The sequence below is a fragment of the Streptomyces sp. NBC_00234 genome, from assembly GCF_036195325.1.
Classification (GTDB): Bacteria; Actinomycetota; Actinomycetes; order Streptomycetales; family Streptomycetaceae; genus Streptomyces.
Genome location: NZ_CP108101.1, coordinates 7,944,217 through 7,967,340 on the forward strand (window position 1 = coordinate 7,944,217; position 23,124 = coordinate 7,967,340).

The following is a 23,124-nucleotide window of genomic DNA, read 5'->3' on the forward strand; positions in this document are numbered from 1 at the left end:
GCGGGCGGCATCAGAAATCGATCTCGATGTAGTCGATCTCGTTGAGCTCGACCAGGAGACCCTCGGCCCGGCGGCCCCGGTCCCGGAAGTAGATCTCCTGGAGGCCCTCTGCGGCGATGCGCTGGAGCTGCTCCTCGGTGGCCCCGGTGGCTTGTGCGTCGAACAGCCGGGCGGCGTAGGCCGGGGGCAGGTGCTGGGTGATGAGGCGGATGCGGCCGTCGTCCGTCGTTCCCGGAGCGGCGGTGAAGCCGAATCTCGCCCGGGTCTCGATGACGATGCCGCCCGTGCTCGCGGCCTGCTTCTTGGCCCGGTCCCGTACGCGCGGCTGCCAGCGCTTGCGCACCTCCTCGGTGAGGCGGGCCGCCAGCTCGGCGCGTGGCCGCTTCAGCTGTGCCTTGAGGTAGCGCTCCACCGTGCGTTGCGAGACACCGAGGAGCTGCGCCACGATCCTGGTGGAGCCTGCGTTCTGCTTGACCAGGAAGCGCATCTGGGCCGGGGCGGACTTCGGGATCGGGCGGGTGGCGGTGTTCGCGGACGCCTTGTCCAGGCTGTCTCCGAGGATGCCCATCTCAGTCCTTTTCCTGGGGGCGGCGGGCGTCTTGGCCGGGGTGGCGTGATGTCCGTACCGGGCCGGACCCGGTGGGGGAGACGGCGGAGGGATGCTCCGTTCCCGGTGTCATCACTCGCCGTCCTCGGCCGCGTCGGTGCCCTTGATGTGCCGGGCCGGATTGTGGCCCTCGTCGAGCATCTGTACGGCCCACAGCAGATCCTGGGTGCCCTCGTGCTTCACCATGCCGGGGCTGACACCGAGCCGGAAGGAGCCGGGGGCCGGTTTTCCTTCCGGTGTGCGCGGCAGGAAGTCCAGTGGGCCGGGTCCGTCGGCGAGGTAGACCGCGCAGTCCGAGAGGAGCGCCACGGGGATCAACGCCTCGTCGGCGAGGGTCAGATGGCCCGACGGCGCCGGTGTGCGCTGGGTGGCGAGCGCCGTCTTGAGGACCTTGCGGTGCATGTTGACCCGTGCGGCGGAGATGACGGCGGCGCGGATGTCGGGGCGCCAGGTCGGGCGTTCCAGTGCGGGCCACCGCTCCCCGTACGTGTATCCCGCTCCCTGGGGCCGCTCCCTGAGTTTCCCGATGCCGCCCTTGACCGTCGACTTGATCGCGGACAGGACGATGGCCATCCTCGGGTCGGTCTGCCGGTACGTGGTCATCGCGGTCAGGAATTCGTCCTCCGCCATCCCGGACACGATCCCCAGGTCGGCCATCGTCGCCTTGTACGCCTCCGAGAGCTGCTTGTACCAGGGGTCGAGATACGGCCCGTTCGCCGGCCGGACCCATGCCTCCAGCGGCGCGAGGGCGACCGGAAGCCCGAACGTGGAGATGAGCTCGGCCGCGTACGCGACGGTGGGCGTCGCGTACCAGGCGGGACCGGTCGGCCGTTCGCCGTGCGGTGTGAAGGGGTTCGGCAGGCGGGGGTCCAGTTCGATGCCGGACAGGTCGACCAGCCAGGAGCCGGGCAGCGCCTTGTCGAAGGCGGGCGCATGGGCGTGGACCGGTGCTCCGAGGCCGACCGTCAGACGATTGGCGGCGGCGAGGAACGCGGTGTTCACGTCGATGCCGACCGCGTACTTCCTGGCGCATTCGTCATCGGTGAGGAGTTGCGGGTCGCGGATCCACTCGAACGCCTCCTCGTCGAGGACCTCGTCCGGAGTGCGCTGTCGGCCGCGCGGGTGGACCGCCGCGACGACCGGATGCTCGGCAGGAGCCTCGGGCGGTGCCGGATCGACCGGCTCGGTCAGCGAACCGGGGTTCGGGCCCGACACCCAGCCCTCGCCCGCCTCGTCCTTCACCGCACGGGTCGGTGGCCGCAGACTCGTCATCAGTTCCAGCCCCGACACGGCTGTCGAGCCTCGGGGGGTGATGACACGCTGCGCGTACGTACCCAGTACGGCGGCGAGTTCGGCCGCACCCAGCTCGGCGGCGTCGCCCCAGGAGCGTGTGTCGAGCGCGCCCCACGGAAGGATCGCGAACTGCACGCACTGGCGCTTTCCGGACTGCGCCGGACGGTAGACGCGGGCCCACGGCCCGAAGCCACGCTTCGTCAGTTTCCACTTCCCCTTGGTGATCTGCCGGCTGACCGCGTGGTCGTCGGGCAGGCGAAGGCCCCGCCGGTCCTCCAGCACCGTGGGCAGCCCGAGCCGTTCGGCAGCCGTCGCCGTGATGACGAGCAGCGGGTCCGCGTCCTTGCCCTGACGGTTCAGCCGGGGAGCGCCGAGTCCGGCCTCGGCGAGGGTCCATTCGACCAGCGAGACGAGGTCCTCGGCCGGGCAGTCGAGCACCAGCCCGCCGACGCAGTACGCCGCTCCGTCGCCGTCCAGCACCGCAAGGGGCCCATGGGCGAAGCGCGGATCGGCCGGGGGTGCGGGGGACGGGGCGACGGAGGTGCGGGCCACCGGCCGGCCGGCGGGGCGGCGCGGGGCCGAGGTGCGGGCCGCCGCAGGGGCGGTGGAGGGGGTCGGCGGGAGGCCGGTGGGTGCGGGCGCCGGGGGCTGGGGGAGTGGTGCTTCCTGGGGCTGCGGCACGACCGGATGCGTATCGGCCTCCGGCTCCGGTGCCGCCCCGTCCTCGGGCTTCACGTCCGGGTGCCGGGCGGCGAGGCCGTCGAGCAGCCTGACGTACGCGGCACGCTTCGGCGGGCGCGGTTCGGTACGCCCGGACTCCCAGCCGGTGATGGTCTCGCGCCGTACCGACAGTGCCCGGGCGACCTGATCCTGGCTCAGCCCGCCCGCTTCCCGCAGCCTCTTGCGCTCGGCCGGAGCCGGCAGATCGTTCTGCGCCGCCGCCTGTTCCAGCAGCGCGTCCACCGACGCGAAGAGCTCGTCCTGCTCGTGGGGCACTGTGACCACCTCCGCTCCAACCCTAGCCGAAACGCACCATCCGTAGCGCCGGAACACACCGTGGGGAGAGGGGGGAGTCGGCGGGCTGGAGTCGCTGGTCAAACGAGATCATGTGCATGTAAACATTGACATGGTAGAAAGCCTTATGAGTGTTGCTGATCGTCTCGACCTGACCTTGCGGCTGGTGCAGGGCTCCGACCGGGTCTCCGTCGCGGAACTCGCCCAGCGCCTTGGTGTTTCCGAGATGACCGTGCGCCGAGACCTCGACGCGCTGGAGCGCAAGGACCTGGTCCGCCGAGTGCACGGCGGAGCCGTCGCCACCCGGACCCGCGCCGAGGACGCGGGCTTCTCCGCGCGCGAACCCTGGCAGGCGGCGACGAAGGACCGCCTGGGCGCGGAAGTTGCCGCGATGGTGGAGCCGGGGTCCCGCGTGCTGCTCGACGCGGGGACCACCACCGTCCACGTCGCGGAGCACCTCGTCGCCCGGGCACCCCTGACCGTGGCGGTGCTCAGCCTCCAGGCGGCGGTCCGCCTCGCCGACCGTCCCGGGATCGAGCTGATCGTGGTCGGGGGACGTTCCCGTGCAGGGGAGCGTTCGCTGGTCGGTCCGCTGGCTCTGCGCACCCTGGAATCGCTGGCGTTCGACTGCTTCGTCATGTCCATTGGTGGCGTCCACGCCGAACACGGCTGGTCGGAGTTCTCCTTGGACGACGCGGCCGTCAAGCAGGCCGGTCTCGCGCAGGCGGCCCGCACCGTCGCAGTGGCCGACGCCACCAAGCTCGGAGTCCGGGCGTTCAGCCAGGTCGCGCTCCTCGGTGCGGTCGACGGCCTGGTCACCGACGCCGCCGCCGAGGATCCCGAAACCCATCCGAACGGTCCGCAGACGTTGACGGCACTGCGCGACGCGGGCGTTCCCGTCGTCCTGGCCTGATTCCCGTCGGAGCCGTCGGGGCAAGGAACGGTACGAACGACGAAGGCCGCCGCCCTCGTCGGGCGGCGGCCACCGGTCACCGTGTCTGCCGTTCTCAGCCGGGAAGGTCCCACCGCTGGTCGTCGCCAGCGGCACACGCGCGGATCAGCAGTTCCCCACCGCTCTCCGCGTGCAGGCACAACCCGGACTTCACGTTCTGCAGCGTGCGGTCCGACCGGTGCGTCCACGACTGGGCCGGAGTCCCGTTGCACTGGTAGAGCTGCACGACCGTGCCCTCGGCGGTGGAGCCGTTACGGACGTCCATGCACTTTCCGTACGCCGTCACCGTGCCGTCGCCGGGCACGGTCCAGGTCTGCGCGGGTGTGCCGTCGCAGGGGGCGAGCTCCAGTGCGGTGCCGTCGGCCGAGCTTCCGCCGGAGACCCCCACGCACCTGCCGTCCACGCCGGTGACCGGACCCGGAAGGGCCGGTGCGGGAAGCGACGCGCGTACGGTGCCGGCGAGCGCGAACGGGTCACCCGTGGGCTTCACCGGATAGTCCGTTCGCTCCAGGTTCCACGCGTTGTCCCTCGCGAACCAGTCGATCGTGGCCGGAGCCCGGCCCGTGACCAGCGCCGTGTCGAGCGAGTCCAGATACGCCGTCCAGCGCTCGGCGTAGAAGCCGGAGACCAGACCGGACCACTCACGGTTCGCGTAGTCCCGCAGCCCGCCGGACTCGCTGCCGGAGCGATGCCCCCATGTCGTGAGGATCGAACGTGCGTCGAACTCGGCCGCCGCCCGCTCCGCTTCGGTGCTGCCCCAGGACCTGGCGTCCGCCAGCCAGGGGCCCAGCATGAACCGGCTGTCGGTGGCGAGCAGCCCGTCGAGCAGGGCGAGATCCTGCTTCCACTCGGCGGCACGCTGCCGGTACAGGGTGAGGTCCTTCGCCTCGTACGCGGCCTTGATCTGCGGAAGCAGCGTCCGGCTGCGATTGGCCAGCGCCTGGCGGGCCACGTCCACCAGGTCGAAGCGGTACGCATCGGAGGTCCTGAGGGCCGGCGCCACCTGGAGCAGCTCGTCCAGTGCCTTCTGTACCGTCCACGCGTCGTAGCGCATCGAGGCGGGACTCCAGCTGGCCGCCGTGGTGGCCGTCAGCCCGGGGCGGGCGGTGAACAGACTGTCCTGGGACTCGCTCCAGCTGCCGGAGCGGGTGCTGTACGGCCCGGTCCGCAGCAGTTCCCACGCCTTGGCGGCATGCGGATCGGCGCCGCCGTACCGACGCCCGGCGTAGTCGGCGAACCATGCCTGGTGGTCCAAGGTGCCCGTACGCCAGGCGAGTTCGGTGAACAACTCGTAGGCGACGGGGTTGCCGCCGGTGCCTTCCGGTAGATAGGCGATACCTCGGAGCGCACTGTCCGGCTTGGTGCGCCACTCCTCGAACCGCGTTGTCCAGGCTGCGGTGTTGGCGCCCATCGTCGTGTGGCCGCCGAAGTTGGGGATGGTCCCGAACGCGTACGGCGTGCCGTGCCAGGCGGTTTCGCGGTCCAGGCCGTTGTAGCGGTCGGCCAGGCCGTCCACGATGAACAGCCTGCTCTTGTCGACCGCGTCGATGATCTGGGTGGAGGGGTTGTTCTGCCAGCCGAGCAGGACCCAGGTGGCGCCCGGGTGCGCGGCCTGCAACGCGTTCATGACCGCCTTGGCGGCGTCACCGATGGGCACGTCTCCGGGCCTGCCGCCCTCGTGGAGCAGGTCCATCTTGTACATGGAGGAGTTGCCGAAGCGCTCCGCCTGGTGGCGGTAGAACGCCGCAGCCACCTTCGGATACATCGCGCTGCGCGGATCCAGCCAGTCCGGCCGCTCGAAGCCGACCCAGCCGCCCTGCGGCACGACGGGGCCCGTGGGGTTCCGGTCCGTGAAGCCGGGCGGGACCGTGCCGTAGTAGCCGGGCAGGACGGGTGTCATACCCAGTTGGCGCAGCCGGTCGGCGATCTTGCTGCCCAGGGCCGCGCGCTGTTCGAGCAGCCTCTCCGTCACCGGCCCGCCGAAGCCGGACATGTTCTGCATCAGCCACCACGGCTGGTGTGCCGGGCCCGGAATCCAGGACCTGAGCTCCGACGGTGCGTACCCGAACTCCTTGAAGGTGTCGTAGTAGACGGCGTCCGCGCCCATCTGTACGAAGACCTCGTTGACGCCGTGCAGGGCGAGGAGATCGATCTGCTTCTCGAAGGAAGCCCAGTTCCGGTACGCACCCGAGTAGCCGTCGTCGGTGTCGTTGAGGGCGAACCGGTGCGGCACCGAGGCGTCCTTGCGGATGGTGCCGGCGGGCGCGGGGAGCCGGGAGGGCAGCTTCGACGTGCTGTCGCCGGGCCAGCCGATGTCCACCTTGGCGGTGTACTTGAGGTACCAGTTGACCCCACTGAGCAGCACGGCCGGGCTGGTGCCCCGGATCCGTACGTGGCCTGCCGTACCGGAGACGGTGAAGTAGTCGCCGGCCTCCGGCCGGCTCACCGGCACGAGGTCGAACTGGGACACGTGCCGCGGCAGCAGCCGGCCCAGTGCCGCCTCGGCGGGGCCGACGGCGAAAGCGGGCCTGTCCATTGGCGTGGCCGCCGCGGGTGCGGACGGAGTGCTGAGGGCCGTGGCGAGCACGGCGAGAGCGGTGGCCGTGCAGGCCGCGGCCCAGGATCTGAGGCTTCTCAAGGGGGACCTCGTCCGGTGAAGTGGCGTCGGGGGCAAGGGAATCGGGGACTGCGTACGGACTTAGTAACGGAGCATTCGTTAATATGGGTACGGCACCCCGTGACCGTCAAGAGGGCGCGCGGCCTTCGACCCGGATCCTCTGGGTACAGTGCCGACAGCACGTACGGGCAAGGGAGTTGGCACGCATGCCAGTCGGGAGAACAGCGGCCACCGGTCCGCACGTCCTTCGCCGGATGAACGTCGCCGCGGTCCTGGCCGCCCTCCGCGAGGGGGACACGCCCACCGCCCGGGTCACCGACCTCGCCTCGCTCACCGGTCTGTCGCGGCCCGCGGTCACGAGAGCCCTGACGGAGCTGCGGGACTGCGGACTGGTCGAGTTCACCGCCTCCGCCGGAACCCCGCAACTCGGCCGCCCCGCCCAGTACGCCCGGTTCCGTGCGGAGGCCGGTCATGTGGCCGGTGTCGACATCGGGCCCCACAAGGTCCTGGTGATGATCGCCGACCTGGCGGGGACGGTACTGGCCTGCCACCGTGCGGCGGTGCACGAAGGATCGACGGGGCCCCAGCTCTTCACCACGGTCCGGACCGCGCTGACGGCTGCGGCGGCCGAGGCCGGAGTGCCGCTGTCCGGCCTGTGGGCCGTCAGCACCGGCACGCCCGGCATCGTCGACCGGGAGCGCGGAGAGGTCCTGCTGGCTCCCAGCATTCCCGACTGGGCCGGACTCCCCGCGGTGTCCATGCTGCGCGACTGGCTGCACTGCCCGGTGTCCATCGACAACGACGTGAACCTCGCCGTGCTCGCGGAGCGCTGGCGGGGAGCCGCGGCCGATGGAGCGGACTCCGACTCCGAGGGCAGTACCGGCACGGCCAGGGGGAGCGACTGCCTGGTGTTCGTCCAGTGGGGTACGCGCATCGGCACCGGCATCGTCATCAACGGCAGGCCCTACCGGGGGAATTCGGCCGCGGCCGGCGAACTGGGCTTCATCGACCTGGTACGCGACCCGGACGCCCCGCCCGGCCCCCGCGCCGCCGACGGCATGGGTCCGTTCGAACGGCTCGTCGGCGCCGAGGCCATTCACCGGCTGGCCGTGGAGGCGGGCGCTCCGGTCGGCGACGACCACGACATCGCTCCGCTCTTCGCGGCTGCGGAGGCCGGTGACCGGGCAGCCGTCGAGGTGGTCGACCGTGTCGCCGCCCGGTTCGCCCGAGGGCTCGCGGCACTCCTCCTCGTACTCGATCCCGGCCGGGTCGTCATCGGCGGCGGGGTGTCGCGGGCCGGGGACACGCTGCTGGAACCCGTACGGAAGCACCTGCGGGCGCACGCCCTGATTCCCGTCGCGCTGAATGCCTCGATGCTCGGTGAGCGGGCGGTGGCGCTGGGCGCGGTACGCCACGCGCTGGACGTCGCGGAGGAACGGCTGACCGCCGCGCAGGTGTGTCGCTGAGGGGAAGGCCGGCCGGCGGGGAGCAGTGGCCGGAGGCTCTGCCATGCTCGTTGCATGATCTTCCGCAACGCCACCCGCGAGGACCTGCCCGCCGTCGTCGCCCTCCTGTCGGACGAGGACTCCGTCGTCGATCCCCTGAGCGTGGACGTCGACGAGGCGTACACGCGGGCGTTCGAGGCGGTGGAAGCGGACGCCCGGAACGAGATCGTCGTCATGGACGACGGAGACGGCACGGTCCTCGCCTGTCTCCAGCTGACCTACATACCGGGCCTGGGACGCAAGGGTCAGGAGCGTGCGCTCATCGAGGCGGTGCGGGTGCGTGCGGACCGGCGCGGCGCCGGACTCGGCCGCGCGCTGCTGACGGCGGCCATCGGGCGGGCGCGTGAGCGCGGGTGCACCTTGGTACAACTCACCAGCAACAAGCGGCGCGAGGAGGCTCACCGGTTCTACGGCTCGCTGGGCTTCGCACGCAGCCACGACGGGTTCAAGCTGGCGCTGTAGCGGTCCGGGGTGCTCTCGCGGATCGCCGGCTGCGCGTCGTGGGTTCCGCGGGCGGGCGTCACGGGTTCTGCGGGCGGGTGAGGGCCGCAGAACCCGTGTGCCCGCGACGTGCGGAGGGCGCTTCTCAGACCCGGGCGTCCTCGGGAATGCTGACCAGCCAGCGGGTGTCCTTGCGGGGCCGCAGGTAGAGCGCCCAGTACAGCGTGGCGACCGCGGTGATCCCACCGGTCCACAGCAGGTACTCGGTCTCCTGCTGCACGAGGATGTAGCCGAGCACGACGACGAGCAGTGCGGGAATCGCGGGCCACAGCGGCATCCGCCAGGCCGGCGTCTCCCGGTGCGCACCGCGTCGGCAGAGGAGTGCGGCGACGGCGACGAGCAGGTACATGCCGGTGACCGAGACGCCGGTGACGCCGTACAGCGTATCGAGGTTGACGAAGCACAGGACGGCGCCGGGAACGCCGACGACCAGCGTCGCCACCCACGGCGAACCGAATCCGCCGAGCCGGGACAGGGCCTTGTTGACCGGCTCCGGCCACGCCTTGTCCCGGGCCGACGCGAACAGGACCCGGGAGTTCTGGATGACCATGACGATGCCCGCGTTGACGATCGCGAGGGCGACGCAGAGGCTCACGAACGTGCCGACCGCCGAATTGGACCAGGCGGCGACCATGCCGCTGAGATCGCCCGAGGTCAGGGTGGCGAGGTCGGGGGCGCCCATGGTGATGGCGACGACCGGAACGAGGATGACGGCCGTCGAGATGGCGAGCGTGGCGAGTACGGTGCGGGCCACGTTGCGGCGGGGGTTCTCCAGTTCCTCCGAGAGGTAGACAGCCGTCGAGAAGCCCTGCGTGATGAAGAGTGCGATCGCGAGGCCGGAGATCACCATCATGGCCGTGACGGTGGAGGTCGTACCGCCCTCGGCGGCGACCGAACCCTGGGCGAGTGCGGCCGGGCCGCGCTCGGAATGGGCGAACCCGAGGACGGCGACGACGCCCGCCGCGATCACTTCCAGGACCAGGAAGATCCCGGTGATCCACGCGTTGGCGCGCAGGTCGAGGAGGCCCGCGAGGGTGGCGAGGAGCATGACCCCGGCACCCGCGAGGGGCGCGGGTACGTGCACGAGAGGGGCGAGGTAGTCAGCGGTCCCCATGGCGATGACCGGGGGCACGATCATGACGACCAGCAGCGACAGGACGAAGACGAGCCATCCGGCCAGCCGTCCGGCCATCGTCGACACCATGGCGTACTCACCGCCCGCACTCGGTATGAGAGTGCCCAACTCCGAGTAGCAGAACGCGACTCCGATGCAGAGGAGGGAGCCGATGGCGATGGTGAGGGCCGTGAAGGTGCCCAGGCTGGAGAACAGGTCCGGCACGACCACGAACAGGGTCGAGGCGGGCGTGACACAGGAGAGCGTGAGCAGGGTCCCGCCCACGACGCCGATGGAACGCTTGAGCTTCTGCGGCGTAGGTCCGGTCGCGGGCGCGAGCGCCTGGGGGGCGCTGAGCGTGTCGGTCATTCTGCGGTTCCGATCAACAGGTGCGGAGTCTGAGCGCGGGAGCGGTATCGCCTCCAGACGAGCGGGTGGTGAGTGGTTCCATCGCTCCCGGCGCGTCATGCAATCCCTATGTCTTCCGCAGGTCAAGAGCGGTTCATCTTCGGAATTCGTTGCCTTTACCCTTTGTTCCTGCGGTTTTCGGCGCGAATGGCCTGTGGGTCAACGGAATCACCGCCTGCGGGAATCGCAGGAATCGGCAGGGAAAGTTTCGGCCAAGTCCGGATTCCGGACGGGTGGGGCCCCACTGCCCGACGTCGCCCGGGACGGCGTGCGCGGACGCCGGTGCACGCAAGGCCCGCCGCGTTCCGGGGTGTTGCGTTCCTTGCCGGACGTCCTCGTGCGGTGGCTGCTCCCGTCGTTCGGTGAAAGGGATGCGTGCCGGGTCGCGCGTCGAGGCCGACCGGCACATTCCCCCGCAGAACGGATCACGCTCGTGCCCGTCCTCACCGTCTCCCCGCGTGCTCCTGCGCAGGGTCAGGAGGGGCCTGCGACCAGCTGGGATCCCTCCTGGGCACCTCGACTCCGAAAGATCCTGGGCACTGGTGGACGCCCCGCGCCGTGGTGGCCTGGCTGTCCTGTGGATGCGGGGGTTAGAGTCTGCAGGCGCGGCATGATTCCGATTCCCGGAACTGCCGCTGCACCGGCGCCGGATCCTCGTCGCCTGACCAGTCCTGCACTCTGCTCGGACTGTGTCTCTCACCGCCACCGCCATGTACCTGGAGACTCGATGTCTTATGCCTCGCCCCGTCAGGCGCAGCGCCGCGTGGACGACAGCCCTGCCGATGCGCAGACGCTCGCCGGCCCCGGTCACGACGGGGGCCAGCCGAAGCCGCAGTACGCGGGACTGTTCATGGAGCCGAACCTCCCGCCCGTCGCCGACGAATCCGAGTGACGGCGCCCGGCTCCGGGGCGACACACGGGATGAGCCGGGGCCGCGCTGCGGGCGCGGCCCCGGAATTCCGCCGGGAGTAGGCTCTGGGCGGATCATCATTACGTGGGAAGAGGGGGGTTTCGCGGCATGCGCGGGACAGTGGCGGTAGTCAGCAGCAACGGCGAGTACTCGTTCACCAAGCCGAACCGGGACCGCATCACCCTGCTGGCCGGACTCGGTGTGGAGGGCGACATCCACGCAGGGGTGACGGTCAAGCACCGCTCACGCGTCGCACAGGACCCCACCCAGCCGAACCTGCGTCAGGTCCACCTCATCCATGAGGAGCTCTTCACCGAGCTCCGTGAGTCCGGCTTCTCCGTCGCCCCCGGCGAGCTGGGCGAGAACCTCACCACCCGCGGCCTCGACCTGCTCGGCCTGCCTGTCGGGACACTGCTGTGCATCGGCGAGGAAGCGGTCCTGGAAGTCACCGGTCTCCGTAACCCCTGTCTGCAGATCGACAACTTCCAGGACGGCCTGCTGAAGCAGGTCGTGGGCCGGGACACCGCGGGCAACATCGTGCGCAAAGCCGGCATCATGAGCGTCGTGCTGGAGGGCGGGGTGGTGCGCCCCGGCGACACCATCGAGGTGAAGCTTCCCGCCGAGCCGCACCGGCCGCTCGAGCGGGTCTGACAGGGACTCCGCCCGCAGGCAGGTGACGTCGGGGGAGCGGAAGGCCACGCCGACTGCTCTCCCGACGCGGTCGAAGTCCCGAGTGGTGAGCGCCAATCGTGTGGCAAACACGCCAGGCTCCTGATCACGCGCTGCGGTCCACGTGATCTCGTGTCACTTTGGATGATGCAGAAGGACAGGGTTTCGTTCGCCCGGCGTACGCGGACGGGGGAGGAGCCGTCATGACGGAGCCGCCCCCCCGACCCGGAGCACCCGCCGACGGGAAGCAACAACCGGAAGAGGCGGACCTGCTCCGGGACATCCTCCGGGCCCCCGGCTACCTCAAGGTCCTCGTCTTCTCGGCCCTTCTCGGCGTCCCGGTGTCCCTGGCCGCCTTCTGGGTCCTCGTCGGCCTGCACGAGCTGGAACACTTCCTGTGGGCGGACCTTCCCCACGACCTGGGCTGGGACACACCTCCCTGGTGGTGGCCGTTCCCCCTGCTCCTGGTGGCCGGTGTCCTCGTCGGCCTGGTCGCCACGCACCTCCCGGGCGCGGGTGGCCACGTTCCCGCAGCCGGACTGCACACCGGTGGCGCCTCGTCGGTGGCGCTGCCCGGCGTACTGCTCGCCGCCGCCGCGTGCCTGCCGTTCGGAGCGGTCCTGGGCCCGGAGGCACCGCTGATCGCCCTGGGTGGCGGTCTGGCCCTCCTCTTCCGGGATCTCGCACGGGCCCAGGCCACCCCGCAGAGCACAGCGCTCCTGGGCGCGGCCGGTGCCGCCGCCGCCATCGCGGCGATCTTCGGGAACCCTCTGGTCGCGGCGGTGCTCCTGATCGAGGTGGCGGGGGTGGGAGGGCCCCAGCTCTTCGCGGTCATGCTGCCCGCCCTGCTCTCCAGCGGAGTCGGGGCACTGGTCTTCACCGGCTTCGGCCGCTGGACCGGGCTGGAAACCGGCACCCTCCGCATCGAGCTGCCCGGCCCCGTCCCGCGCCTGGACGCCGGGGACGTGCTCTGGGGGGTGCTCATCGCCCTCGCCCTGGCCGTACTCCTGCAGCCGGTGATGCGGGCGGGCCAGTGGGTGGTGTCCTTCGTCGCGGCCGACGTCCTCTCGCGCACCGTCCTCTGTGCACTGGGGGCCGCCGCCTGCGCCGCTCTCTACGCCCTGGCCACCGACCGCTCACCCGCAGAGGTCGCCCTCTCGGGCCAGGCCACACTGACCGAGCTGGCCGCCGATCCCTACGCCTGGAGCGTGGGGGCGCTGCTCGCCGTCCTGCTGTTCAAAGCGGTCGCGTACGCCCTGTGCCTGGGCAGCCTGCGCGGCGGACCTGTCTTCCCCGCACTGTTCCTGGGAGCCGCCGCAGGCGTACTCCTGGCGCCGCTGCCCGGTCTGGGCCTCGGGCCGGCTGTGGCCGCGGGCATGGCCGCTGCCGCGGCCAGCACGCTTCGGCTGCCGGTCAGCAGCGTGGTCCTCGTGGCGTTGCTGCTCGGAAGCCCCGCCATGATGCCGGTGGTGATCCTCGCGGCCGTGGTCGCCTTCGTGACCACCGAACTGCTGCCGACGGGCGGCGACAAGGCGTCCGGCCGCCGTGCGGCCGAAGCGGGCGGGGCGGCGTGACACGGGCTCAGCGACTCCCGCACCGGGTCCGAGTGTCCGCTCAGTGCGGCTCCACCCAGCCGTGCCGGACGGCATGACCCCCGAGCTGCATCCGAGTCCGCACTCCGGCCATGTCCATGAGGTGGCGCAGGCGCCGGTGCAGTGTGCGCGGTGACAGTCCGAGCTGGGCCGCGGCCGTCGGGTCGGTCAGGCCGGCCAGCAGCAGGGCGAGGATCTTTCGGTCGAGGTCGGTCGGGCCCTCCGTACCGAGCTCGACGGTGGGTTCGGATTCTCCGCCCGTGCCCGACAGCTGGAGCGGGTGGGCGGTGTGCCATACGGTCTCGAACAGCGCGTCCAGCGCGTCCAACAGGCCGCTGCGGTGCAGCAGCACGGCGCCGGGTTCTCCGGCTGGTGTGACCGCGAGTGGGACAAGGCCGAGATCGGCGTCGGCCAGTACGAGTTTCATCGGCAGTCGGTCGGCGACCCGCAGGTGCACGCCGTTGCGCATGGAGTCGATCGCATCGGCGATGATGCCCGGCTCTGCCAGCACGGCCCGGTCCAGCACCGCACGGAAGTGCACGCCGCGGCCGATGGCCACGGGTTCGGCCGAGTTCTCGCCGGGCGGCACGGCGACGAACGGTGCGGTGATGAAGGTGCGGACCTGCGTGCGGGCTGCCTGCTGCACCTGGAGGAAGCGATGCCGGATGGCGTCGACGCCCGTGACGACCTCGATCAGATCGCTGATGCTGTTCCCGGTCATCGCCGCCCGGTGTTCCTCGGCGAAGGTCACCAGTGCCTGCTCGGCCATGCGCAGTCCGTCCTGGCGCCGGCTGATGAGAGCGCCGAGGGCCATGGCCGGCGGCGCGGCGGTGAACTGTTCGTCCGCCGAGCTGGTCACCAGTCCCCACTCGACCAGATGACACAAGGCATTCTCGGTGTGGGCCGGCGACAGGTCGAGCAGATCCGACAGCGATATCGCGGTGGAACTCGGCCGTCCTAGGAGCGCCCGGTAGACGCGCTCGTCATCGGGCTCCAGGCCCAGAACATCCAGCATCGGCGACCGACTCTCTTCCACTTGTCGCAGCGGGGAGAGTATGCGCCACGGCGGCAGGCCCTGAATAGTCCCTGCTGGGAGCAGGTGCGAGGGGAAGGGCCCCGGGGAGCAGGGCTGATGCGTTCTCGGGCTGCGAGAGGAAGCAGGTCGAGCGCGTGCTCGGTCCGTGACCGGTAGTGGCCGGCACCGGCGGTGAGGTCCGCCCAGCCGGCTCGGCGGAACCGCCCGGCAGCCGCCGATCAGGGGAGCGCGGTGGCGGTACGCCCACCTGTGACGCGAAGAAGGTCCAGTTTCCCCGCGTCGCTGCTTCCGGTCGCTGCCGTGTAGGTGACCATGCGCAGGTCCGCGCCGGGGACGATGAGGACGTCGCAGTCGAGCAGGATGTCGCCGATCTCCGGATGCCGGATCGTCTTGCGGTCCGTCGTGTGCTGGGCGGCGGCCGTCCGCGCGGCCCAGTGATGAGCGAAGGCGTCGGATATTTCTCGCAGTTCCCGCACGAGACGATCGAGCCGGGCGTCCGCGGGATAGCGGGACACGGCGTCCTTGAGGTCGGCGACGATCGACGCCTCGAAAGCATCCTGCCCGCGCTCGGACTGGGCGGGAAGCATCGAGGCGTGGGCGGCGCCGTTGCCGAAGAGTGCGCGGGCAAGGTTGCGTTCGGCGGTCGGGAGGACGGCGGGGTCGCCGTGCAGGGCGCTCCACGTGGTGTTCCACCACACCAGGGTCCAGTCGGCGGTGAACACGCCGATCGGTACGTTGCCCAGCCGCGCGGCGAGCCGCTGGATCCCCGCGGGCACGTGGGTGCCGACCGTCCCGTCCTGGGGCGGCAGGAGCCCGGCGCTTCGGTACAGCTGGTCGCGCTCGGCGCGGGAGAGCTGAAGGGCGCGGGCGAGGGCGTTGACGACCTGGGCCGAGGGGTTCTTCGCGCGTCCCTGTTCCAGGCGCAGGACGTAGTCGACGGAGATCCCGGCCAGCTGTGCGAGCTCCTCGCGGCGCAGTCCCGGGGCACGGCGGCCGTCCGACAGCGTGAAGCCGGCGTCGGCCGGGGACAGCCGGTCGCGCCAGGCGCGCAGGAGTGCGGCGAAATCGGAGCGGGAGGAGGCCATGGGTTCATTCTCTCCGGTCGGTGCCGGATGAGCCTGGGTACTGCCGGTCCTAGTGACGGGGACGGCACTGGTTGGCGGTGGCGCGAGCGGCGAACGTGGAGGGGCGCCCGAGCCGGGCGCCATCGCTTGACCAGTGAAGGAGTCTTCCATGAAGCACACCATCGTGATGACGGGCGCGAGCCGGGGGATCGGCCGCGTCGCCGCGGAGCACATCCTGCGCCAGTCGCCGGACCTGCACCTCCTGGTCGTGGCCCGTGGCTCCTCCGGCACGCAGCTCGCCGCGGAGCTCGGCGCGGACGGGCACACGGTCTCGCACGTCTCGGCGGACCTCGGCTCGCTGGCCGGCGTCCGCTCGGCTGCCGGCGAGATCCGCGACCGGCTCGATCGCGCTGACCTGCCGCCGCTGCGCGGCTTCGTGGGCAACGCGGGCATGCAGTACACGAACGCGCTGACCGAGGGACCCGACGGGTTCGAGTCCACCTTCACGGTCAACGTGCTCGCCAACCACCTGTTCGTCCGCCTGCTCCAGGACCGATTCGTGGCTCCCGCCCGGATCGTGATCACTGCCAGCGACACCCACTTCGGCGACTTCAAACACAACATGGGCATGGTGCCCGGCCCAGCATGGAAGTCCCCGGACGTCCTCGTGCGCACGGGCGCCTTCCCCGAGCCGGACACCGCGGCCGGCGGGCGCACCGCGTACTCGACGAGCAAGCTGGCCGCGATCTACCTGGTGCACGAGTACGCGCGCCGCCTGCCGTCCGGGATCGACGCCATCGCCTACAACCCGGGATTCGTCCCCGGCACCGGCCTCGCCCGCAATGCGGGACCCGTCTCAAGGTTCGCGATGCGTCGCATCATGCCGGTGATGACCCTCACCCCGTTCGCCACCAGCCGCACCGCGGCGGGCCGCTACCTGGCCGATGTCGTGCTCGGCACGACCCGGGCGCCGACCGGCTCCTACGTCGACCGCAGCCGTGCAGACCGCTCGTCGCAGGAGTCCTACGACCCGCGGCGCGAAGGCGAACTCTGGGATGCGGCTGAACGGTTCACCGCGGCGTGAGCAGCCGGGGCGGTTGCGCTCCGAACAGGCCGACCCGGCACAACTCGCCGAACTCATGCGGAATCACTGGTCAGTTGAGGCCCTAGGTCGCCGCACGCATACGCACCGGCACCGGACCCCGCGCCATGGCCACCTGCGCACCCCCGCCGGACTCAAGCGCCAGGCAGGCTGGACCAACTGCCCCGGGGAGTCGCCTCCCCGGGGCCCGGCAGTGCGGCTCATCGCAGGCCGTACGCCCGGATGATCTCGTTCTTGACGCCGAAGCCGCGGTCCGTCCCGGCGCTCGCGCGGACCGACACGAACCCGCCGGGCTTCCTGGCCGTCCTGAACGAACCCGTCCAGGAGCCGCCGGAGCCCTTGGCCAGGGTCACCTTCTGCCAGGTGGCGCCGTCGTCGTACGAGACGTCCAGCCTCACGGTGGTGACCTTGCCCGGCACGGTGCCGAGGTCCATCGACACCGGCTTGAGCGCGATGCGCTGCGTGGTGTTGGCCTTGACGTCGCCGTGCAGGTCCGACTCCAGTTCGTAGTTCAGGTTCAGCACCGAGAACGGCTCGAAGAAGTCCGAGTCGACGGTGTCGGACATGAACGTCCACTCGGAGTGGGTGCGCGTCGACAGCCGGAAGACGTCACCGGGACGCTCCACGTCGAGGACGGTGCGGTAGGGAAGGTTGCCCGCCGGCACCTCCACCCACTGCATGTCCCCGCTGACCGGGTTGTCGTGGATCAGCTTGTCGCCCTGGAAGACCTGCAGGTGGGACGGAGTCTCCCCCCACGGCAGGTAGCCGCCGAGCCGCATGTTGTCGCTGGCGGAGGCCCACGCCTGCACGTTCCAGGTCATGTAGTTCTGCCAGCGGGAGTTGTACACACCGAAGGACTCGCTCTGAGCGGGGCGGGTCAACGGAGCGAACCAGTCCAGACGGCTGGTGCTGCCCTTGGCATAGGTGTTGTCGCCCGACACCATCACCCACGGCAGGGGGCCGTCGACACCTTGCGCGTGGAACTCCCTCCAGACCTGGCCCGGGGTCACCCATTCGGTGCGGGTTCCCGGGTGCCACTCGATCTCGGGCATGTTGAACGACGGGCTGAGGGTGAAGTCGGACCGGTAGCCCTCCGACAACTTGCCCTCCGTGGCCGAGTAGTAGCGGGCGTCGATCCGGGCGAGGTCCCGCTGGGACGGCTTGTAGACGAGCTCCCGGTCCGGGACCTGGCCGGGGTAGTCCCGGGTCAGGTCGTAGACGAACGGTGTGTGCTCGGTCTGCTTCACGGTCAACTTGAGGATGCCGGCCTTGGCCGTCGCTATGAGGGCCTTGCCCGCGTCGCGGTGCACGGTGGCGACGGGGATGGCCGACTCGCCGACGTACTCCATCAGGCCGCCGACACCGTCGTTGACCACGATCAGCGCCTTCGCGCCGGCCGCGACCGCGGCGTCGGTGCGCTCCTGCGGCGAGACCTCGTCGCTGCGCGTGATGACGACGACCTTGCCCTTGGCGTTCGTCTTCTCGTACGCGGACGTCGCGCCGTTGCCCGCGTAGACGGCGGCCAGCGTGTCCGTGGCGGTGCCCAGGGCGCTGCCCGCCTGCACCATCGCCTCGAAGCGGAGCCGACCGCCCAACGTGCTCAGGCCGAGCTGAGGCTCGCCCTTGCGCCAGCGGGTGATCAGCATGAACTCGCCCTGCTTCATGGGCTCAGTCGGGGCGATGTAGACGTCGTCGTACGTCGGCGGCAGCACGTAGGCGCTGCGGTAGTCCATGTACGGGTCGAGGCCCTTGTAGTGGACGTTGAAGTCGACTTTGCGCTGGCGGTCCTCGGTGCGCTGCGGCGCCTCGGTCTGCAGCAGGTTTGCCTTGCTCGCGTCGAGCACCACGTTCGCGGAGCTGTCCTTGAGCACGGTCTCCGGGTCGACCAGCACGGCCACGCCGGAGCGGTCCGCCTTCTCGCCTGCCACGTCGAGGTACCCCGCGACGGTGTACAGGCCGGGTGCCATGCGCATCGTCGTCGAGCCTTCGACGTAGACGTTCCACGGCCAGGAGTCGCCGGCCAGGTTGATTCCGACCCAGCCGCTGGCGGGCTTGCCGTCACGGCCGACCAGCTTGATGTTCAGGTCGTAGCGCTCCTCCTCCTTGAGCAGCGCCACGGAGGTGCGGGTCACGGGCTTCCCGGTGGCCGCGTCGGTGGCTGTCACGTAGCCGACGTGCCGGCCCGCCGAGGCGGCTTGCGGGTCACCGGTCACCGGGACGGCGGCGGTTCCGCCCGCGGGGACGGTCACCGTGGTGGCTCCCAGTGCGAACGGCCCGCCATCGTTGGTCAGCGCCAGGTCCAGCGTGATGTCGGTGGAACCGTTGTTCGTGTACGTCAGGTCCTTCGTGACGGCGACGTCCTCCGGCTTGTGCGGCCAGGTGTAGTTGCCGAAGAAGAGCGATCCGGTGCCGCGGACCGTGGTGCGCACGGCGGCGGCCACGTCGAGGCGGCCGGTGCCGACCTCGTACGGCGAGTACCCGTCGTCCAGGCCCTTCGCGGTGCTCATCAGGTGTTCCTTGAGCTGCGCGCCTGTCCAGTCCGGGTGCAGCTGGGCCAGGATCGCCGCGGCGCCTGCCACGTGCGGGGTGGCCATCGAGGTGCCGCTGATGGTGCGGTAGAGGCCCTCACCACCGTCGGTCATCTCCTGCGAACGGGCGGCGGTGATGTCCACCCCGGGCGCCGCGATGTCCGGCTTCATGGCGCCGGAGTAGGTCAGCGGGCCGGTGCTGGAGAAGCTCGCGAGCTGGTCCTGCTTGTCCGTGGCGGCCACGGTCAGAGCCGAGGCGGCCGCGCCCGGGGCGGAGATGCTCTCCGGGCCCGAGTTGCCGGCCGCGATGACGAACAGCGTGCCGTACTGCGCGGACAGTGCGTCGACCGTCTGCGACATCGGGTCGCTGCCGTCCGTCGGGTAGGAGTCGCCGAGGCTCATGTTGACGACGTCCGCACCGGTCTCGGCGGCCCACTGCATGCCGGCGATGATCCAGGAGTCCTGGCCGTAGCCCTCCACGCCGCCGAGCACCTTGCCGACGAACAGGTCGGCGCCCGGGGCGACGCCCTTGTTGTCGCCACCGGAGGCGGCTCCGGAACCGACGATCGTGCCGGCCACATGCGTGCCGTGCCCGTTGACGTCGGTGACGCCCTCACCGGGCACGAAGCTGGCCGTGTCGTCGATCAGGCCGGCGAAGTCGGGGTGGTTGGCGTCGATGCCGGTGTCGAGCACCGCCACCTTGACGCCCTTGCCGTCGTACCCGGCGGCCCACGCCTCGGGCGCGCCGATCAGGGGCACGCTCTCCTTGAGGCCGGCCTTCACACGGCCGTCGAGCCACAGCTTCGCCACACCCGCGCCCAACGTCGGGCTGCCCTGCGGCGCGACGGTGGTCCAGAAGGTGCGGGTCTGCTTCTTCTCGGCGCTGAGTGCAGCACCGCTGATGCCCTTGAGCTTGCGGGTCAGCTTGCTGCCCCGGGGGGCCGTCGGCTCGACGGCCGAGCGGGACTTCGGCCGGTCGTACGTTGCGATCAGTGGCACCGCGGCGGACTTCGCGTCGTCGTAGCCCATCTCGATCAGGTCGGTGACGTTGAACAGCCGCCTGTCCAGCTCGGCCGTGCCCAGGAGCGGCGCCGCCTCGTCCGGGACGACGAAGAGGTCACCCTTGATCTTCTGGATCTTTACGCCGCCGACGGCGCTGTCCGGCCGGTCGACGTCGGCTGTCTGCGTGCCGTCGGCCATCGTGCTGACGGTGACGACATCGCCGGTGACCAGGGTGACCTTGTGGGTCGCCGAGGGCTTGGCGGGAACGGTGGGCTTGCTCGGGGAGGCTTGTGCGGGCGCTTGCAGAACCGCGAGCCCCGACGCCAACAGCGGCACGGCGGTGGCAACCGAGATCAGCTGCCAGCGCCTGCGCCGGAAGGCGGAAGACTGAAAGGGGGAGAACATGCCATGGGTCTATCGGCCGGCGACGCCCGACGTGAAGACTTGATGACGGCAAGTCCTTGCCATGGCAAGGACTTGCCGACCGCAAACGGCGCTTATCCCGGGCAAGCCTGACGTCTCGGCGCCGACGACAGCGGCCGACGCCGTGCGCGGCTCCGCCGCCGACGAAGGCGATCGCGGGACCTGGGGAGACCCTCTCCACAGCTTCGTGTGCTGCCTCAGGAGGCGGAACAGTCACCCCTGAGGCACCGTCACTTTCGCCAGAACAGGTGGTGTGTCACGCCGCTCGGGCTGGGCACGACCTCCAGGTGGAATCGGTCGAGGAGCTCGTCGGGGGACTCCCAGAGACGTAGTCCGGATCCGAGCTTGATCGGCGAGACGGCCACATGCATGGTGTCGACGAGGTCGGCGTCGAGGAACTGGCGGATGGTGGTGACTCCGCCGCCGAGTCGGACGTCCTTGCCCCGTGCCGCTTCCCGGGCCTGTTCGAGGACGGTGGCCGGGTCGCCGTCGGCGAAGTGGAACGTGGTGTCGGAGAGCGTGAACGACGGGCGCGTGTGGTGGGTCATGACGAACACCGGAGTGTGGAAGGGGGGCTCGTCGCCCCACCATCCGCGCCACTCGTGGTCGTTCCAGGGCCCGCGCTGGGGCCCGAACTTGTTGCGCCCCATGATCTCGGCGCCGATGTTGTGTGCGAAGTCCCGTGTGAAGTAGTCGTCGAGGCCCCGGCCGCCCCCGGGGTCGGTGCGCATGGGCCAGCTCGCCGTGGCTCCGGCCCAGGCGAACAGTCTCTCCGGATGGTCGAAGCCGAACGGCCTCTCGAGACTCTGGTCCACACCGGCAGCGACGCCGTCACTCGAGACGTTGAAGTTCTGGACCCGCACTAGCTGAGCCACGTGTTTCTCCTGGGGTGGGGACCTGTGGGGCTGCGTGGTGCGGACGCCTCGTGTGGTGAGAGGGCGTTCGCCCTGTGAAGACTTCCACTATCTGCTCGATCATCAAGGAGGCTTGACGGAGCCGTCACGGACGGCAGGGCCAGGTCAGTGATGTCACTCCGACGACATCAGTCACGAGACCCGGACAGGGCGACCGTCACGCGCCCCTGGTTCCCAGAACCATGTTCACGCCAGGGCTGTCGCAGGTTCGGCCACCCGCGTACAACCGCGACGGGACGGCACGGAGTCGGCCCAGCTCCGACGCCCAGACCCCGAGCGCGGTGAAATCCCCGTCGGCGAGGCCGCACCGCGGGTCGACCCGGTGCAGCAGGGCAGGACCGTCGTGGTGATTCCGGACCCAGGCGCGATCCGCCTCCGTGATCTCGTCGTCGACCCAGGCGAACGCACGGCCCCTCGCCCACTCCACGATCTCCGGCGTCTTCCAGAACACGCCGTCCACGGGCGCGCGTCGCGGCGAGGGCCAGGGGATGAAAGGCAGGTCCGGCAGGCCCAGGACGGGGGCGACGAAGGTGTTGGCCTCCTCCTCCCACGTCGTCGCCCAGACCAGGTCGTAGGGAAGGTCGGCCAGCGCCGGGCCGTGGGTCGGGTTGAGCCACACGCGCAAGGGCTTGACCGGCTTGTTCGGCAGGCCCCACTCGGTCAGGCGTCGACGCTCGGCCGCCTCCCAGCGAGGCGTGGACCAGCGGTGCGTCTCGTAGCCCTCGGGTCTGCGGTGCGGCTTCGCGGCGTACGGATTCAGTGGTCCGTCCACATCGATCAGCAGGAGGGGACGCACGTCGACCCTCCTTTGCCCGAGACCCGAACGCTACAGGGAGGGACGACGACACCCGGCGGAATTTCGGCGGTCAACTGCTGAGTTCGATGCGCGTGCCCACCCCCCGCGCATGGGCGAGGTCGATCAGCAGTCGGGCCAGGGCGAGGTCCTGGAGGCCCACGCCCACCGAGTTGAACAGGGTGATGTCGCTGTCGGACGTCCGGCCGGGTTCGAGACCCGCGAGTACGGCGCCGAGTTCGCAGCGGAAGTCGTCCTCGGTGACTGCGCCTTCGGCGAGCGGGATCAGGACCTCGCCGGACTTCGCGCGCGCCGTCGTATAGGCGTCCACCACCACGCGGCTGCGTACGACGCCCTCCGTGTCGATCTCCCGGTGGTCGGGGCGCGGCGGGGCGCCGACCGCGTTGATGTGCTGGCCCGGGGACAGCCAGCTGCCCAGGACCAGCGGTTCGCGGGACGGGGTCAGTGTGCAGAGGACGTCCGACGCCTCCACGACCGCTCGGGGCCCGGTCGTCACCGTCGCGTCGGTGGCCAGTTCCGTGCGGATCCAGTCCGCTAGTTCCTGGCTTCGGGCGGGGGTGCGCCCCCAGAGCACGACGCGTTCGTAGGCGCGGCCCGGCAACAGCGCGCGGGCGTGCGCGCGGGCCAGCGGTCCGGTGCCGATGAGGCCGAGCGTGCGCGCGTCCTCCCGGGCGAGGGCGCGGGTGGCGACCGCGGTGGCGGCTGCCGTGCGGGCGCGCGTCACCTCGGCTCCGTCGAGCAGTGCCTGACAGGCCCCCGTCTCCGCCGACACCGCCAGCACGGCCGAGCGCTGCACGGGGAGTCCGCGTTCGCGGTTGGCGGGCAGGTCCGCCAGCAGTTTCACCGTGGCCAGGCCGGCCGGAGCCGATGCCGCCGCCATGGCGAGGAACGTCCCGTCGGAGCCGGGGAGCGGCATGGCGGGCGGGGGCGGCAGGACTGCGCGGCCGAGCGCGAGATCCAGGTGACACTGCTCCACTGCCGCCTCGACGTCCTCCCCGGCGTCCTTGAGCAGCGTGACGATGTCGGAGCGGGTCAGGATCAGCGTCATGATTCTTGTCC

The 23,124-nt window shown here is 70.7% G+C and carries 16 protein-coding genes and 1 pseudogene; 7 read left to right on the top strand and 10 right to left on the bottom strand.

All coding sequences use genetic code 11. The features are described from left to right. Positions 1-10: 10 nt before the first annotated feature. Both tpg and tap read right to left on the bottom strand, forming a co-directional pair. Positions 11-568 carry a telomere-protecting terminal protein Tpg gene (tpg, locus tag OG230_RS34790; protein ID WP_328907755.1) on the bottom strand — a complete coding sequence of 186 codons (558 nt, stop codon included), beginning with the start codon at positions 566-568 and terminating at the stop codon, positions 11-13. Between the two features lie 111 nt (positions 569-679). Further along, entirely contained in the window at positions 680-2,896 is a 2,217-nt protein-coding gene (gene tap / locus OG230_RS34795; protein WP_328907756.1) for a telomere-associated protein Tap, read from the bottom strand. Positions 2,897-3,041: 145 nt separating this feature from the next. On the opposite strand from tap, the gene OG230_RS34800 reads away from it, so the two are divergent. After that, positions 3,042-3,827 (top strand): DeoR/GlpR family DNA-binding transcription regulator, encoded by a 786-nt coding sequence (locus OG230_RS34800; RefSeq protein ID WP_328907757.1) that lies wholly within the window; start codon positions 3,042-3,044, stop codon positions 3,825-3,827. A gap of 94 nt (positions 3,828-3,921) precedes the next feature. Here the strand turns inward: OG230_RS34800 and OG230_RS34805 are convergent, their stop codons facing one another. Beyond that, entirely contained in the window at positions 3,922-6,504 is a 2,583-nt protein-coding gene (locus tag OG230_RS34805) for an alpha-N-acetylglucosaminidase TIM-barrel domain-containing protein (protein ID WP_328907758.1), read from the bottom strand. Positions 6,505-6,689: 185 nt separating this feature from the next. Between OG230_RS34805 and OG230_RS34810 the strand changes: the two genes are divergently transcribed. Both OG230_RS34810 and OG230_RS34815 read left to right on the top strand, forming a co-directional pair. Further along, on the top strand, positions 6,690-7,949 hold the full coding sequence (locus OG230_RS34810) for an ROK family transcriptional regulator (RefSeq protein ID WP_328907759.1): 1,260 nt from the start codon (positions 6,690-6,692) through the stop codon (positions 7,947-7,949). Positions 7,950-8,003: 54 nt separating this feature from the next. Continuing rightward, positions 8,004-8,450, top strand: a complete 447-nt coding sequence (locus OG230_RS34815) for a GNAT family N-acetyltransferase (RefSeq protein WP_328907760.1) — start codon at positions 8,004-8,006, stop codon at positions 8,448-8,450. A 124-nt stretch (positions 8,451-8,574) separates the two neighbouring features. Here the strand turns inward: OG230_RS34815 and OG230_RS34820 are convergent, their stop codons facing one another. Continuing rightward, positions 8,575-9,972, bottom strand: a complete 1,398-nt coding sequence (locus tag OG230_RS34820) for an APC family permease (RefSeq protein WP_328907761.1) — start codon at positions 9,970-9,972, stop codon at positions 8,575-8,577. A gap of 766 nt (positions 9,973-10,738) precedes the next feature. Here OG230_RS34820 and OG230_RS34825 point away from each other — a divergent pair. The 3 genes from OG230_RS34825 to OG230_RS34835 all read left to right on the top strand — a co-directional run bounded on the left by OG230_RS34825 (position 10,739) and on the right by OG230_RS34835 (position 13,164). Beyond that, positions 10,739-10,903 carry a hypothetical protein gene (locus OG230_RS34825; RefSeq protein ID WP_328907762.1) on the top strand — a complete coding sequence of 55 codons (165 nt, stop codon included), beginning with the start codon at positions 10,739-10,741 and terminating at the stop codon, positions 10,901-10,903. A 126-nt stretch (positions 10,904-11,029) separates the two neighbouring features. Continuing rightward, positions 11,030-11,572, top strand: coding sequence for an MOSC domain-containing protein (locus OG230_RS34830; RefSeq protein WP_328907763.1), 543 nt, complete (start codon positions 11,030-11,032; stop codon positions 11,570-11,572). A 221-nt stretch (positions 11,573-11,793) separates the two neighbouring features. Continuing rightward, positions 11,794-13,164 (top strand): chloride channel protein, encoded by a 1,371-nt coding sequence (locus OG230_RS34835; protein ID WP_328907764.1) that lies wholly within the window; start codon positions 11,794-11,796, stop codon positions 13,162-13,164. Positions 13,165-13,204: 40 nt separating this feature from the next. Here OG230_RS34835 and OG230_RS34840 read toward each other — a convergent pair whose 3' ends face one another. Together OG230_RS34840 and OG230_RS34845 are read right to left on the bottom strand one after the other, a co-directional pair. Continuing rightward, the gene (locus OG230_RS34840; RefSeq protein ID WP_328907765.1) at positions 13,205-14,197 is read right to left on the bottom strand and encodes a transcriptional regulator TrmB; all 993 of its coding nucleotides are present in this window, start codon (positions 14,195-14,197) and stop codon (positions 13,205-13,207) included. A gap of 239 nt (positions 14,198-14,436) precedes the next feature. Then, positions 14,437-15,303 (bottom strand): helix-turn-helix transcriptional regulator, encoded by an 867-nt coding sequence (locus OG230_RS34845; protein WP_328907766.1) that lies wholly within the window; start codon positions 15,301-15,303, stop codon positions 14,437-14,439. A 148-nt stretch (positions 15,304-15,451) separates the two neighbouring features. Between OG230_RS34845 and OG230_RS34850 the strand changes: the two genes are divergently transcribed. Then, positions 15,452-16,366 carry an SDR family NAD(P)-dependent oxidoreductase gene (locus OG230_RS34850; RefSeq protein WP_328907767.1) on the top strand — a complete coding sequence of 305 codons (915 nt, stop codon included), beginning with the start codon at positions 15,452-15,454 and terminating at the stop codon, positions 16,364-16,366. Between the two features lie 218 nt (positions 16,367-16,584). Here OG230_RS34850 and OG230_RS34855 read toward each other — a convergent pair whose 3' ends face one another. The 4 genes and pseudogenes from OG230_RS34855 to OG230_RS34870 all read right to left on the bottom strand — a co-directional run bounded on the left by OG230_RS34855 (position 16,585) and on the right by OG230_RS34870 (position 23,113). Continuing rightward, entirely contained in the window at positions 16,585-20,319 is a 3,735-nt protein-coding gene (locus tag OG230_RS34855; RefSeq protein WP_328907768.1) for a S8 family serine peptidase, read from the bottom strand. Positions 20,320-20,567: 248 nt separating this feature from the next. After that, positions 20,568-21,212, bottom strand: a complete 645-nt coding sequence (locus OG230_RS34860; protein ID WP_328907769.1) for a dihydrofolate reductase family protein — start codon at positions 21,210-21,212, stop codon at positions 20,568-20,570. A 292-nt stretch (positions 21,213-21,504) separates the two neighbouring features. Beyond that, positions 21,505-22,047: pseudogene (locus OG230_RS34865) on the bottom strand (hypothetical protein); the annotation flags it as partial. A 70-nt stretch (positions 22,048-22,117) separates the two neighbouring features. Continuing rightward, positions 22,118-23,113, bottom strand: coding sequence for an ornithine cyclodeaminase family protein (locus tag OG230_RS34870; RefSeq protein ID WP_328907771.1), 996 nt, complete (start codon positions 23,111-23,113; stop codon positions 22,118-22,120). Positions 23,114-23,124: the final 11 nt, after the last annotated feature.